Below are 14987 nucleotides of genomic sequence, written 5' to 3' on the forward strand. Positions count from 1 at the left end.
TCCCCATACGGATTCTAAACGGGGGGGCACTGCTCGCGCTGGCCGCAGGGCTTCTACTCGTCGTCGCGTCGCTCTTCATGACAGGCCGGGTGACGGGTCTCGATGCGGCCATTCTCATGTGGGTGCGCGAGCGCACCGGCGATCATGGTTGGCTGATTGCCATTTCGCGTGTCGTGACGGTGATGGGGAACAATGTCACCCTGTGGATCGCGACTACGGTCGCGATCGCAGTGTACGCGGTGAGGCGACGCTGGCAGTGGTGCGCCTACCTCGCATGCACGACCGCAGGCGGGGCTGTCATCATCAGTGCCATCAAGGCGGCGGTGGGTCGACCCAGGCCGATGGTAGTCTCGCATCTCGTGCGTGTTCAGACTGCAAGCTTTCCAAGCGGACACGCCATGGACTCCGCCTTCGTCTATGGCTCGATAGCTATTGCCATTGTGGCAGGCGCTGGTGGCGGACGTCGATGGGATCTGGCGGTAATTGCTGCCATGCTTCTGGTGTTTGCTATCGGTGCGTCGCGGATCGTCCTTGGCGTCCACTGGCCAACGGATGTTGCAGCTGGCTGGGCAGTTGGCTTGTGCTGGACGGCCGCCGTTACAAAGGTCTTCGCCCGACGGATTCGCGGAGGGTCACAAACCTTCGGCAAGCAGACGCTGCGCTTGAGCGAACCCAAGTGAGCTGGCTGGCACGTTTCTTTGGAAGTTGGCGCGAACATGGTGGGCGCGATCAGTCGGAGCGAGCCGGCAGACACGTCCGGCAAGATGAAAGCTGCCCCAGCCAACGGGGCATGGATCCTGCGCACTCCCGAAGCCAAACTGTACCGACTGGATCAAACCTCGCTGCGCAAGGATGCCGTCATTTGGTGCGACATGGCGACGGCCCGGATGGCGCACGTCGGCAACCATGCCCGCCGACGCACTACCTCGCCATCGGCAAGCCGGGCGATCGCCGGGGCTATGTCACCGCTATCCGGGCCTTTGCGCTCAGCGGGAAGCTGGGTGATCGCCTGACGATGATCGGCTATGGTCGACACCGGCGCCGGCTCGAGCATTGGGCAAGGGCGCTGGGCATCGACGCAATCGTTGCATTCTCGTCAGTCGATCTGCCCCCCAACCTCGATGTGAGCTTGTTCGATGCCTTGATCCTCGTTTCGTACGAGCCTGAGCGTCTCTCCTCACTAGTGCGAACCGCTGTCGAACTTGATCTCGCGGTTGTGTTCCCCGACGATCACGCTGACGTGCTCGCCATCACGTCGCGGACGCAAACGTCGTATACGGCAACGCCATACGACAGTTTGTCCTACGGTCTTGCACTTTCGCAGATATCTGCGGCGTGATGCTCTCACATCCGATCCGCCTGGATAGCGCCGTCACCCGGCTGTCAGCGCTCGATGATCGCGATCCCCGCACAGGAATTTCAATATGACTGCGATCAGCAACCTGGTTGCAACGTTGGCCGGCTGCATCGTCGCCGCGATCGCTGCGACCGGATATATTGGCATCATCGGTTTGATGGCTCTCGAAAGCGCCTGCATCCCGCTGGCGTCTGAAATCATCATGCCGTTCAGCGGTTATCTGGTCTCGACCGGTCGCCTGGACCTTTGGCTGGTAGCGATTGCGGGAGCGGTCGGCTGTAATATCGGATCAGCTCTTGCGTATGAGGCGGGGCGCCGCGGTGGCCGTCCCATGGTCGAGCGTTACGGACGTTGGCTCCTGCTCACACCCGAGGATCTTGACCGATCGGAACGGTTTTTCGAGCGCTTCGGCGGTGCGGCTGTTCTGATAGGTCGGATGTTGCCGGGCATCCGCTCGTTTATCGCGCTGCCTGCGGGGATCGCCCGGATGCCGTTGCTGCGCTTTCACCTCTGCACCTTCATAGGGTCACTGCCTTGGTGCCTCGGGCTGGCCTATGCCGGCCAGGTGCTCGGGAGCCGCTGGAACACAGACCCAAGATTGTCGGCCTGGTTTCACAAGATCGACTTGTTCCTGCTGGGCGCGATCGTGCTGGCGGCAATATGGTTCGTCCGACGTCGCCTGACGGGGGTGCGAACTTCACGCGCCACAGAAACCGAATAAAAGTCGGGGTGACCTCGGGACTCCTCGTCTGCAACCAGAGCGGGGTGCCGCTACATTGGGGCTTTGTATAGTCGGCTCCAGCAGCGCCCACTCTTTCGTGACTAAGCCGTCACGATGCGCCACACTTTCCTTCTGATCCCGATCCTGCTTGCCGGTTGCGGCGAGAAGGCTGCGAAGCCGCCCGTACCGCCCGCTCATGCCGAGACGATGGCGCACGAAAGCGAGCTGCTGAAGCTGACGCTGACGCCCGAAGCGCAACATCGCTTGGGCATCGGCCTGGTGCGCGTCGGCGGAGGATCGGCCACGGCGACGCGCGAGGTGGCCGGCGAAATCGTGGTCCCGCCGATCAGCGCCAATGGTGTGCCGGTCAACTCGACGACCAATCTCCAACAGATCGGCAGCCAGCAGGCCGGGGCTGATGCCGAACTGGCGCGCGCATCGGCGCAGGCTCGCCTCGCCCGGATCGCGCTCGGTCGGGCCGAGAGCCTGGTGCGCGAGGAAGCCGGCAGTGTCCGGGCGCGCGACGAAGCCGCAGCAGCCCTCGCAGCAGCGCAGGCGGCGCTAGGCGCGGCACGTCAGCAGCGCCGTTTGCTTGGGCCTGCCGTCGCCTCGCTCGGCTCGCAAGCGGTGCTGTGGGTCCGTGCGTCCGTGTTCGGCAGTGACATGGGGAATGTGCGTCGGGAGACCGCCGCGATGGTCCGCACGCTCGGCGAGGCCGGCGCGCCACACAGCGCCCGTCCGGTGCAGGCGCCGCCATCCGCCAACACCGTCGCGGGCACCGTCGACCTGTATTACGCCGTCGACAATCGTGACCGTACCTTCCGCGTAGGCCAACGTGTCGCCGTTGACCTGCCGCTCGCGGGGCAGACCGAAGGACTGTCGGTGCCGTCCACTGCGATCCTGCGCGACATCCATGGCGGCGAGTGGGTCTATCAGAAGACCGCGCCCGACACCTTCGTCCGCCAGCGTGTCGAGGTGGCATCGGAAAGCGGCGGACGGGCGCTGCTCGCGCGCGGCCTGTCCGCCGGGGCGCACGTCGTGACCGATGGCGCGGCGGAACTGTTCGGCACCGAGTTCGGGGCGGCGCACTGATGCTCGGCCGGCTCGTCCGTTTCGCACTGGCGCAGCGCGTCCTCGTCCTCGCGCTCGCCGCGCTGCTGGTGGTGCTCGGGGTCCGCGCCGGGCGCGACGTGCCGCTCGACGTGTTTCCCGAGTTCGCCCCGCCATTGGTGGAAATCCAGACCGAGGCACCTGGCCTATCGACCGAGGAAGTCGAGAGCCTGGTCACGGTGCCGATCGAGACCGCGGTCAATGGCGTCCCCGGCCTGATGACGCTGCGATCCAAATCGGTGTTGGGCCTGTCGTCGGTCCAGATCCTGTTCGAGCGCGGGTCCGACGTGATCCGCGCACGGCAGATGGTCGGGGAGAGGATCGCGCAAGTGCAGCCGCGTCTGCCGCTCGCGGCGCGCCAACCGGTGCTGATGCCGCCGCTGTCCTCGACCAGTCGCGCGATGAAGGTCGGACTGTCGTCGACGAAGCTCGACCAGATGCAGTTATCCGAGCTAGTGCGCTGGACGATCCGGCCGCGATTGATGGCGGTCCCCGGCGTCGCCAATGTCGCGGTCTGGGGGCAGCGCGACCGGCAGTTGCAGGTGCTGGTCGATCCCGATCGTCTGCGCGCGGCCGGCGTGACGCTGGCGGAGGTGCGCGCGGCAGCGGGCGAAGCGGTTCTGGTCGGGGGCGGCGGGTTCGTCGACACACCCAACCAGCGGCTTGCGGTTCAGCAGGCGGGCACCGTCCAGACTGCGGCCGACCTCGCCCGAGCGATCGTCAAGCAGGCGGGCGAAGCGCCGGTTCGGATCGGCGATGTCGCGCGCGTGGTCGATGGCTTCAACGCGCCGATCGGCAACGCCATCATCGACGACGGCCCCGGCATCATGCTGATCGTCGAGAAACAGCCCACCGCCAACACGCTGGAGCTGACCCGCGCGGTCGAGGCCGCGTTCGCCGAGCTGAAGCCCGGCCTCAAGGACGTGAAGGTCGATACGACCATCTTCCGGCCGGCGACCTTCATCGAACGCTCGATCGACAATCTCACCCGTGCGCTGATGATCGGCTGCGCGCTGGTGGCGGCGGTGCTGTTCCTGTTCACCCGCGACTGGCGACAGGCGACGATCAGCCTGGTTGCGATCCCGCTTTCGCTGCTCGGCGCGGGACTGATGCTGCTGTGGTCGGGTGCGACGATCAACGTGATGATAATCGCCGGCCTCGTGATCGCGCTGGGCGAAGTGGTTGACGATGCGATCATCGACGTGGAGAATATCGCGCGTCGCCTGCGGCTGAACCGCGAGGCCGCCGATCCGAAGCCCGCGTTTGCGGTGGTGCTGGCCGCGTCGCTGGAAGTGCGCTCGGCAGTAGTGTTCGCCTCGCTGATCGTGATGCTGGTGTTCGTGCCCATCTTCTTCCTCGGCGGGGTCGCGGGCACCTTCTTCCAGCCGCTCGCCATCGCCTATGTGCTGGCGATCGGCATGTCACTGCTGGTCGCGCTGACCGTCACGCCGGCGATGTGCCTGCTGCTCCTGCCGAGCGCACCGCTGACCGGGGAGCGCGACACCCGCATCGTCGCCGCACTGAAGCGCCGCTATGTCGGCTTCCTGCCGCGCGTCGTCGGACGGCCGGCGCTGGCGGTCGGGATTGTCGCGAGCGGTCTGCTGCTGGCGGGTGTCGGCTATGCGACCTTCAAGGACCAGTTCCTTCCCGACTTCCGCGAAACCGACTTCCTGATGCACTTCGTCGAGAAGCCGGGCACCTCGATCGAGGCGATGGACCGGATCACGATCCGCGCCTCTAAGGAGCTGCGCAGCATCCCCGGCGTACGCAACTTCGGCGCGCATATCGGTCGCGCCGAGCAGGCCGACGAGGTGGTCGGTCCAAACTTCACCGAATTGTGGATCAGCCTCGATGAGAATGCCGATTACGATGCGTCGGTGAAGCGGATTAAGGAGGTGGTTGAGGGCTATCCCGGCCTCTACCGCGACGTGCTGACCTACCTACGCGAGCGGATCAAGGAGGTGCTGACCGGTGCCGGCGCGACGATCGTCGTCCGCATCTACGGCCCCGACCAGACCGAGCTGCGCGCGGCCGGCGCACGGGTTCGCGATGCGATAAGCGGTATTCCGGGCGTCTCCGACCTGAAGCTGGAATCCCAGGTGCTGGTCCCGCAAATCCGCATCCGTCCGCGGCCTGCCGAACTGGCGCGGCTCGGCCTGACCGCGGGCGAGGTCCGCCGTCAGGCGCAGATACTGGTCGCGCAGGCCAAGGTCGGCGAAATCTATCGCGATCAGCGCGCGTTCGACGTCGCGGTGTGGGGCGAGCCGCGGGTGCGGAACAGCGTCCATGCGCTCCGCGACCTGATGATCCAGGCACCCGTCACCGGCGCGCCGGTGCGGCTCGGCGATATCGCCGATATCGAGATCGCTCCCGCGCCCAACGAGGTGAAGCGCGAGAACGGCCAGCGTCGGCTAGACGTGACGATGAACGTCGCAGGCGCGGACCTCGGCACGGTCGCACAGGCGGTCGACGCCGCGGTCGCGAAGGTGCCGTTCGCGACCGGCTATCACCCGCAGGTGCTGGGCGAATATGCCGCGCTGAAGGAATCGCGCAGCCGGTTGTGGAGCATCGGTGCGCTCTGCCTCGTCGGCATCCTGCTGCTGGTATGGATGGAGTTCCGCTCGCGCCGCATCACGGCGCTGGTCGCCGTCAGCCTGCCGTTCGCGCTGGTCGGGGGTGTGATGGCGGTCGCGCTGACCGGGGGCACGCTGTCGCTGGGGTCGCTGGTCGGGTTCGTCACCGTCATCGGCATCGCCGCGCGTAACGGCATCATGCTCCTGTCGCATTACCAGCATCTCGAACGGCATGAGGGGATGACCTTCGGCCGCGAACTGGTGCTGCGCGGGGCCGAGGAACGTCTGGTGCCGATCCTCATGACCGCCGCCTGCGCCGGCCTCGCGCTGGTCCCGCTGATCGTCGCCGGCAACGCGCCGGGGCACGAGATCGAGCATCCGATGGCGATCGTGATCCTCGGCGGCCTCATCTCGTCGACCGCGCTCAACCTGCTGCTGCTGCCTGCGCTCTATGCCCGCTATGGCGAGGAACGCGCCGTGCCGCCTGCTGCCGCACACAAGGAGGCGCTGGCATGATCCGCCGCCTGGCCCCCGCCGCAGCCCTACTCGCATCCGCCTGCATGAGCGTGCCCAAGCCGCCGCCCACCGTGGCGCCGGACAGCGCCACCGGGGCCTTCGCGTCGCTTCCGGTGGCCTCGATCGCGCCGGTGCCCGACGACTGGTGGCGGCTCTATGACGATCCCGTGCTCGACGGACTGGTGCGCTCGGCATTGGCTGCTAACGCCGATCTGCGCGTCGCCTATGCCAATCTCGACGGCGCACGCGCGGCCTTGCGACAGGCACGGGCGGCGCGGCTGCCGCAGACGACGATCGAGAGCGCGCTTGGAGTCGACAACCCCGCCGGACAGCCGAGCGCGTCGGGTAATGTCCCGACGACAGACTACGATATCGCCGCGACCGCGAGCTGGGATCTCGACCTGTTCGGCCGGCTTCGCTCGGCCGCGACTGCGGCGGGGGCGGACGCGGAGGCCCAGGCGGCCGTCGTCGACGGCTTGCGCGTCGCGGTCGTCGCCGACACCGTGCTGGCCTATGTCGACCTGTGCGGATCGAGCCGCGCCATCGCCACCGCGCGCGAGGTCGCTGCGGCGCAGGATCGGTCGGTCGGGCTGGTCCGTGAACAGCTTCGCGCGGGCGAGGTGTCGCCGCTGGAGGTGTCGCAGGTCGCGACGATCGCCGCCGCCACCCGCGCCGCCATCGCGCCATTCGAGGCACAGCGCGCTAATGCGCTGTATCGACTTGCGACGCTGCAGGGTCGCCCCCCCGCCGAGGCGCGCGCCTGGCGCTTCGCCTGCACCGCTGCGCCTCGCCTGCGCGGGGCGGCACCGGTCGGCGACGGGACCGCGTTGCTGTTGCGCCGCCCCGACGTGCGCGAGGCGGAGCGCCGCCTTGCCGCCGCGGCCGCACGGATCGGCGTGGCACGCGCGGACCTCTATCCGCGGGTCAATCTGGGCGCGGCTGTCGGGTTGCTGTCCGGCGGGATCAGCGCGGCGGTGACGCCGCTCGTCAGCTGGGCCTTTCCCAACCAGGCACCGGCACGCGCAAGGCTGGAACAGGCCCGCGCTACCGAGCGCGCGGCGCTGGCCGGATGGGACGTGGCGGCGCTGCGCGCGCTGCGCGAGGTCGAGACGGCGCTGGCGACCTACGACGCCGAGACCCGGCGCAACCGCGATCTGGCGACCGCCTCGCGCGAGGCGCAGGCCTATGCGCGGCGCGCGGTTGCCCGGGTCCGCCTCGGCGACGCACCCGGTCTGCTCCAGGTCGACGCGCAGCGAGCAACCGCATCGGCGACGTTGCAACAGGTCCAGTCCGATCTGGCGGTGTCTCAAACCGAGGTCGCTCTCTTCCGCGCTTTGGGCGGCGGTTGGCGAACTGACGCTGCTACGCGATAGTCGCGCGATGCGGATATTGATCGTCGAGGATGATAGCGACACCCGCGCCTTCGTCGCGCAGGGGCTGGGGCAGGCCGGACATCAGATCGCGGTCAGCGAGGATGGTCGCGACGGACTGTTCCAGGCGACCGGTGGGGGCTTCGATGCGATCGTGGTCGACCGGATGCTGCCCGGCCTCGACGGCCTGGCGCTGGTGAAGGCGTTGCGCGCGGCTGGCGACGCGACTCCGGTCCTGATGCTGACCGCGGTGGGCGGTATCGCCGATCGCGTCGAGGGGCTGGAGGGCGGTGCCGACGACTATCTGGTCAAGCCCTTCGCCTTCTCCGAACTCGCCGCTCGCCTCAATGCGCTGGCGCGTCGGCCGGCACCGCGCGGCGACTACACGCATCTGCTCCGGGTCGGCGATATCGTCCTCGACCTGCATCGTCGCGCCGTCGAGCGCGACGGCCGGCGCGTCACCCTGCAACCGCGCGAGTTCGCGCTGCTCGCCGAGCTGATGCGCAACCCGCGCCGGGTGATGACGCGCACCATGCTGCTGGAGCGGGTGTGGGATTTCGATTTCGACCCGAAGACCAACATCGTCGAGACGCATCTGAGTCGACTGCGCTCCAAGCTCAACGCCGGCTTCGACGCTGATGCAATCGAAACGGTGCGCGGTGCCGGCTACATGATCCGGGGCGAATAGATGCTCGCCCGCCTGTGGCGCTCGACTTTCGGCATCGTCGTGCTGGTCGCGCTGGCGTTCAGCGTCGCGACGCTGGCGATCGGTGCTGTCGCCTATGAGGTGACGCACGAGGCGTTGGAGGAGCAACTCGACCACCGCGTCGCGGTCGAGACGCATGCGCTGATTGCCGAGGCGCGCGAAGGCGGCTTGGCGGGGGTGGCGGACGCAGTCCGCCTGCGCAAGGATGCCCGCAACGAGGCGAGCCTCGATTATCTGCTCGTCGACCGCGCCGGGCGGACGATCGCCGCGACGATCACGCCGCTGACGCCGGTCGAGCCGGGCTATCAGGAGCATTTGGGTTTCCGGCGCGGCGCTGATGCCGGCGTCGGTCAGGCGCTCGCCACGCCGCTGCCCGGCGGGATGCTGGTCGTCGTCGCCGACCGGCGCGATCTCGCGGCGATCGACCGGACGCTGGCGTCGCTGTTCGCGACCGCGCTGGCGACGATGCTGGCGCTGGGGATCGGCGCGGCCGTGCTGGTCGGATGGCTCACTCGGCGTCGCCTGTCACGCATCGATACCACTGCGCAGGCGATCATCGCCGGCGACCTGACGCAGCGGGTGCCACGCGACGGGTCGGACAGCGAGTTTGACCGCCTCGCCGCCACCCTCAACCGGATGCTCGATCGCATCGCCGCGCTGATGGATAATCTGCGGCAGGTATCGACCGACGTCGCCCACGACCTGCGCACGCCTTTGACCCGCCTGTGCAACCAGCTCGACCGCGCCGCGGCCGGGGACGCGGGCGCGATCGAGGCGGCACGGCGGCAAGCCGACGATCTGCTGGAGATATTCGCCGCGCTGCTGCGCATTGCCGAAGTCGAAGGGCTGGCTGAACGTCGGGCGTTAGGGTCGATCGACCTGTCGGCGCTGCTGGAGGACATGGCCGAAACTTATCGCCCCGACTTTGAGGCCAGCGGCCACCTGTTATCGGCGGATATACCGGCCTGCTTGCGTGTCGAGGGCGACCGCCGTCTGCTGGCTCAGGCGCTGTCGAACCTGTTGGAGAACGTGTTGCGCCACACGCCGCCCGGCACCACAGCGACACTGGCTGCAACGGCTACGCAGGATGCGATCGAGGTGGCGCTGGAGGATGACGGCCCAGGCGTTCACCCCGCTGATGCCAAACGCCTGTTTCAGCGTTTCGCGCGCGCCGAGGCGTCACGTACCACTGACGGGCATGGGCTGGGCCTTGCCCTCGTTCGCGCCATCGCCGTTGGTCATGGCGGCAATGCAATTCTGTCCCGATCCGAGCGGGCATTCGGTGTCACCATACGGCTTCCGAGATAGATGGATACGCGCTGGCGTTTGGCGTCAGGGTTCTTGAAATCTGAGTGGACGACGGCTTCTGAGAAGCCGCAGGCTTTCCCATTCGACCATCTCAATCGGGACGGTGAGCGGCGTAAGCCAACGTTAGCTATGAGCGCTGCCTCACCCGAAAGCGGCCGGTCCGCAAACCTGCCAATCTCAGACGTTCGAGGTGCGTCCGGCCGGCGCCACTGGTAAATGGCTGAGAGCGGGAGGGTAGCGGACGGTCCGCTTCTGGTGAATCGGCCCACGAGAGTGCAGATGCAGCGGACGGGTAGCCGCGCCGGCGTTCCTGAGTGCCGCTGCGACGGCGCTCGTCACGCAGAGTTGCGGATCAACCGGGCAAGCGGTACGCGCCTCTTGTCCGACCGGAGGCACCTCCAGTCGGACACCGATCGCGCTGGTGCCCCGAGAGGGGCTTAAAAGGGAACACGGTAAGGGAGGACACCCTCCCCCAGACCGAGGCTGTCCCTGCAACTGTAAGCGGCGAGCGAGACGTACATCGCATTTCCCGTTGGGAGATGCAGCCACTGGATCAACGCCGCAGCGGCCACGATCCGGGAAGGCCGTATGTCGAGCGACGACCCGTGAGCCAGGAGACCTGCCAGCGTCCGGTCGCTCTTGCTTTGGCCCAGGGGATGGCCGGGGCACGGTTCTTCCGTCTGAGCGACGAACGAGCGACGGGGGTCGCATTGGTTCGTGTCGCGGATGCTTGCGTCCGTCTGTCGACGCACGCCGACCGTTTACAGCGGACACCCCCGTCGAGGTCGCTTGGCGTGAGGGGACGAACATGAAGGATACGAGACTACGTGCCGGCTGGCTTGGATGCGCTGTGCTGATTGCAGCGTCCAGTGGGACACCAGCAAGCGCACAAACCGAGGGTACAGGCGCCGCCTCGACGAAGGAGCCAGCTGACGATATCGTTGTATTTGGCCGGGGCGAAGCGAAGATCGGTGTCGCCCACGCGGCGAGCGAGGGCACCGTTGCGGGCGCGGACTTGCTGGTTCGGCCTCTGCTCCGCGTAGCGGAGCTGCTGGAGGCGGTCCCGGGCATGGTCGCCGCTCAGCATTCCGGGAGCGGCAAGGCCAATCAATATTTCCTACGCGGCTTCAACCTCGATCACGGGTCCGATTTCACGACCTACATCGATGGCGTGCAGATGAACCTGCGCACGCACGGTCACGGACAGGGCTATCTCGACCTCAATGGCCTCATTCCCGAGATCGTCGCGCGTGAGGATTTCCGCAAAGGACCATACCGCGCCGATGGTGGCGACTTCGCCTTGGCAGGCGCCGCCTACATGACCACGATTGACGGCTATGCACGGCCCTGGATGTCGATCGAAGGTGGCTCCTATGGCTATGGCCGGATAGCGGCAGGTGGTAGCATCAAGGATATTGGCTCCGGCGAGCTGACGCTGGTGGCACAGGCCAAGATCTATGATGGGCCTTGGCAGGAGCCCGAGCATCTGCGCCACGCATCAGGCTTTGCGAAGTACATCGCGCCTGCCGGCGCCGGTCAGATCGAGGCGTCCTTCAACTCCTACCGTGCGACCTGGCGCCCAACCGAGCAGATCACCGAGAGGATCATCGGGACTGCCTCTTGCAAGGACGTCTTCTGTTCTCCCGATCCGACCGCTCGCGGCGAGACGACGCGGCTCGTCGGCAACATCGCGGTGCGGCAGCCCGATTGGCACGCCAACGTCTATGGCCAGTTCTACGACTGGTCGATGTATTCCAATCCGACCTATACCGATGCCGACGGCACCAGCGCACAGATTCGCCAGTTCGACAAACGCTGGATCATCGGCGCGCGGGGCGAGAAGCGCTGGACGCTTGCGCCGGCCGTCGCCGTGTCGGTCGGGACGGAGGAACGCTACGACCATGTCGGGAGCGTCGGAGTTTATCGTACCAGCGCCCGCGCCTTCCTGTCGTCGCTTGGCCGCTACCATGTCGAGGAGGCGTCTGCCGCGCTATATGGCGATGTGACGGTGACACCGATCACAGGCCTCCGGCTCATCGGTGGGGTTCGCGGGGACTATTACCATTTCGTCGTTCGCGCGCGGGATGAGGCGGCGGTTCTTGCAGGCCAAGGCAGCGGCGATGATGCCATCTTCTCGCCCAAGGCATCGATCGCATACTCTCCGACCGATCAGCTCGAGTTCTACGGTAACTGGGGCCGTGGCTTCCACTCCAATGACGTGCGCGGGGCGGTCAACGTCGAGACGCCGGTGCCAGTGTTGGTGCGCGGAGACGGTCGCGAGATTGGCGCTCGCTGGCAGCTGCCCGGCTTCTCGCTCACCGCGACCTATTGGTGGCTCGATGTCGACAGCGAGTTGCGCTTCGTCGGCGACTCAAACGCAGTCGAACCGACAGGCGCCAGCAAGCGACGGGGCTATGAGCTGGTAGCGTTCTGGCGTCCCACGTCGTGGGTCGCGATCGACGGCAACTATACCGAGAGCAGGTCGCGCTACGATAGTGGCGACCGCATCCCGAACGCTTTTGAAAATGCTGCATCTGCCGGTATCGCGTTGGTCCTAAACCCATGGGAGGCGAGCGTCCGCGTCCGTCATCTCGGCCCCTATCCGCTAATCGAGGACAACAGTGTCCGCGATCGAGGCAGCACGGTCGTCAACCTCCGGGCGGCACGGAAGATCGGACGCTACGAGTTGTACGGCGAGGTGCTGAACATCCTCGACAGCCGCGATAAGGACATCGCGTACTACTACGAGGCCTACATACCTGCCTTCGACTCGGCGGGACCGACAGATGGACGGCTAAGCCGTGTCGTCGAGCCACGAACGCTGCGCTTGGGTGCCAGGGTCAACTTCTGAACTCTAGCCGGTCGCCAGCTTGGGGTAGGCCCTAAGCTGGCGATCGCGGCACTTCAGGCAACGATTTCCCGGCGAACGATCTCTGCCCCCGCGCCCAGCGCCTTCAGTTTTCCGGTAGCGACCTCACGGCTCAAAGGGGCCATGCCGCAGTTGGTAGCCGGGTAGAGTTTGTCGGAATCTACGAACCGCAGCGCATTGCGCAGCGTGTCAGCGACCTGCTCCGGCGTCTCGATCGTGTCCGTCGCGACGTCGATCGCGCCAACCATCACCTTCTTACCACGGATCAGCTCGATCAAATCCATCGGCACGCGCGAGTTGTGGCATTCGAGCGAGATGATATCGATCTTCGACTTTTGAAGATTGGGGAAGGTTTCCTCATATTGGCGCCATTCGGAGCCGAGCGTCTTCTTCCAGTCGGTATTGGCCTTGATGCCATAGCCATAGCAAATGTGGACGGCGGTCTCGGCCTTCAGGCCCTCGGCCGCGCGCTCCAGCGTGGCGATGCCCCAGTCGTTGGCCTCGTCGAAAAAGACGTTGAACGCAGGCTCGTCGAACTGGATGATGTCGACCCCGGCCGCCTCCAGCTCGCGTGCTTCCTCGTTGAGAATGCGGGCGAACTCCCACGCCAGCTTCTCGCGGCTGCGGTAATGCGCGTCGTACAGGGTGTCGATCATGGTCATCGGCCCGGGCAGCGTCCACTTGATCGGCTGATCGGTCTGGGCGCGCAGAAACCGGGCGTCGTCGACGAACACCGACGTCGGCCGCGAGACTGCGCCGACGACCGTCGGCACGCTGGCGTCATAGCGGTTGCGGATGCGCACCATCTCGCGCTTCTCGAAATCGACGCCGTCAAGATGCTCGATGAACGTCGTGACGAAGTGCTGGCGCGTCTGCTCGCCATCGCCGAGAATGTCGATCCCCGCCCGCCGCTGGTCGTCGACCGCCAGGCGCAGCGCGTCCTGCTTGCCCGCGACCAGCTCCTCGCCCTCCAGCTTCCACGGCGACCACAGGGTTTCGGGCTGAGCGAGCCACGAGGGCTTGGGCAGGCTGCCCGCAGTCGTCGTCGGCAACAATGTCGTCATGATGCAATACCTGTCGTGTGGGTGGTGTTCAGAGGCCGCAGGTCGCGGACCAGCGTTGAAGCGCCGGCCAGTGCGGTTTGATGAAATGCTCTTCGGCGAATTTGCCCTGCAGGGCGGCGAGGCGGCTGCGCTCCTCGCGATCGTAGACGATGCGGGTCAGCGAATAGTCCTGATACCTCAGGCTCGGCTGATAATGCTCCGCCGCGACCGAGTTCGCGTTGTAGATCTCCGGACGGTAGATCTTCTGGAACGTCTCCATCGTCGCGATAGTGCTTGCGAGCTCAAGGTTGGTATAGTCACTGACTAAGTCGCCGGTGTGATAAAAGGCGAACGGCGCGACACTGTGCGGCGGCATGAAATAGCGCACCTTCATGCCCATCTTCGCAAAATACTGATCGGTGGGTGAGAGTTTGTCGTCGCGATATTCGACGCCGAGGATCGGATGCACGTTGGCGGTCCGGTGATACACCTCCTTGCTCGATACGCTGAGGCAGATGACCGGGAGCTTGCGGAAATGGTCGCGGTAGGCGCTCGATCCGAGGAAAAGCTTGAACAGGTTGCCGTGCAGATCGCCGAAGCCTTCCGGCGCGCCGCCACCTCCGGCATTCAGGTGATCGGGCAGGACGACGCTGAAGTCGTAATCGCGAACATAGGACGAGAAGTTATTGCCGATCATCCCGTCGCTACGCTCGCCGCTGATCCGGTCGGTCACCGTGGTGTGCAGGATCTCGATCAGTGGAAACGCTTCGTCGTCTGCGCTGTCCCCCAGCGTGAGCGCGGCCGAGACGATCTTCAGCTCCAGCGTGTAACGATCACCCATGGGATTGTCCCAGTGCATCAGCGCGTTGAAGCGATGGTCGATCATCACCAGCGTGTTGCGTAGATTCTCCTGGCGGCGGTCCCCGCGCGCGAGGTTGGCGAAGTTGGTGGTGATGCGCGTGTTGTCGGCCGGACGGTAATCCTCGTCGAACGGGATAGTGCTGATTGAGAATGTGAACCCGCTATTCGTCATGACTCACCCAGGCTTGCGGGCGGGAGGTCAGGCGAAAGCGCGCAAGGCGTGAACAGGCCCGGATGGCGGCAAGCCACGGACCGTCGCATCAAGCGCGATCCACCGGAGGAACCCCCGTCCGAGGAACGTTATCGCGTCGAAGGCAGGTCTCCTGGCTCACGGGTCAACGCGGCGGCTCCGGCCTTCCCAGGCTCCTTGCGGGAACCCAGTGACACGAAATGGAGCCGCCACTCGCCGCTCACAGTTGCGGGGGCAGCGCCGGACTCTGCCCTGACGGACACCACCAGCTTCCCGTCTTAGCCCCATCGCCATGCCTGGAATGGGGAACCTCGACAGTGCCTTTCCACACGATCGAGCGCCGTTTGTCAATGCTGATATAAA

11 protein-coding genes and 2 riboswitches are annotated in these 14987 nt (G+C 66.0%); of the genes, 9 read left to right on the top strand and 2 right to left on the bottom strand.

Features of this window, described 5'->3' with window-relative positions:
• Nucleotides 1-89: 89 nt before the first annotated feature.
• The 9 genes from FHY02_RS20525 to FHY02_RS20565 all read left to right on the top strand — a co-directional run bounded on the left by FHY02_RS20525 (nt 90) and on the right by FHY02_RS20565 (nt 12512).
• Complete coding sequence (locus FHY02_RS20525) at nt 90-680, top strand: phosphatase PAP2 family protein (protein WP_183925790.1); 591 nt, start codon at nt 90-92, stop codon at nt 678-680.
• Nucleotides 681-865: 185 nt separating this feature from the next.
• The gene (locus tag FHY02_RS20530; protein ID WP_183925792.1) at nt 866-1339 is read left to right on the top strand and encodes a hypothetical protein; all 474 of its coding nucleotides are present in this window, start codon (nt 866-868) and stop codon (nt 1337-1339) included.
• An 85-nt stretch (nt 1340-1424) separates the two neighbouring features.
• Nucleotides 1425-2078, top strand: a complete 654-nt coding sequence (locus FHY02_RS20535; RefSeq protein ID WP_183925794.1) for a DedA family protein — start codon at nt 1425-1427, stop codon at nt 2076-2078.
• A 114-nt stretch (nt 2079-2192) separates the two neighbouring features.
• Nucleotides 2193-3170, top strand: a complete 978-nt coding sequence (locus FHY02_RS20540; RefSeq protein WP_183925796.1) for an efflux RND transporter periplasmic adaptor subunit — start codon at nt 2193-2195, stop codon at nt 3168-3170.
• Nucleotides 3170-6277 carry an efflux RND transporter permease subunit gene (locus FHY02_RS20545; RefSeq protein ID WP_183925798.1) on the top strand — a complete coding sequence of 1036 codons (3108 nt, stop codon included), beginning with the start codon at nt 3170-3172 and terminating at the stop codon, nt 6275-6277. Before FHY02_RS20540 ends, FHY02_RS20545 begins: the two co-directional genes overlap by 1 nt.
• Nucleotides 6274-7650: an efflux transporter outer membrane subunit gene (locus FHY02_RS20550; RefSeq protein ID WP_183925800.1), complete on the top strand. Its 1377-nt coding sequence runs from the start codon at nt 6274-6276 to the stop codon at nt 7648-7650. Before FHY02_RS20545 ends, FHY02_RS20550 begins: the two co-directional genes overlap by 4 nt.
• 7 nt (nt 7651-7657) lie before the next feature.
• Nucleotides 7658-8335 carry a response regulator transcription factor gene (locus FHY02_RS20555; RefSeq protein ID WP_183925803.1) on the top strand — a complete coding sequence of 226 codons (678 nt, stop codon included), beginning with the start codon at nt 7658-7660 and terminating at the stop codon, nt 8333-8335.
• The gene (locus FHY02_RS20560) at nt 8336-9661 is read left to right on the top strand and encodes an ATP-binding protein (RefSeq protein ID WP_183925805.1); all 1326 of its coding nucleotides are present in this window, start codon (nt 8336-8338) and stop codon (nt 9659-9661) included.
• A gap of 402 nt (nt 9662-10063) precedes the next feature.
• Nucleotides 10064-10303, top strand: a riboswitch (cobalamin riboswitch).
• Between the two features lie 166 nt (nt 10304-10469).
• Nucleotides 10470-12512: a TonB-dependent receptor gene (locus FHY02_RS20565; RefSeq protein WP_183925807.1), complete on the top strand. Its 2043-nt coding sequence runs from the start codon at nt 10470-10472 to the stop codon at nt 12510-12512.
• A gap of 53 nt (nt 12513-12565) precedes the next feature.
• On the opposite strand, the gene FHY02_RS20570 is transcribed toward FHY02_RS20565, so the two are convergent.
• Together FHY02_RS20570 and FHY02_RS20575 are read right to left on the bottom strand one after the other, a co-directional pair.
• Nucleotides 12566-13594, bottom strand: a complete 1029-nt coding sequence (locus FHY02_RS20570; RefSeq protein WP_183925809.1) for a methionine synthase — start codon at nt 13592-13594, stop codon at nt 12566-12568.
• Between the two features lie 28 nt (nt 13595-13622).
• Nucleotides 13623-14606 carry a putative oxygenase MesX gene (locus tag FHY02_RS20575; protein ID WP_183925811.1) on the bottom strand — a complete coding sequence of 328 codons (984 nt, stop codon included), beginning with the start codon at nt 14604-14606 and terminating at the stop codon, nt 13623-13625.
• 123 nt (nt 14607-14729) lie between these two features.
• A riboswitch (cobalamin riboswitch) is annotated at nt 14730-14953 on the bottom strand.
• Between the last annotated feature and the right edge of the window lie 34 nt (nt 14954-14987).

Source organism: Sphingomonas sp. BK069, assembly GCF_014193405.1.
Taxonomy (GTDB): Bacteria; Pseudomonadota; Alphaproteobacteria; order Sphingomonadales; family Sphingomonadaceae; genus Sphingomonas.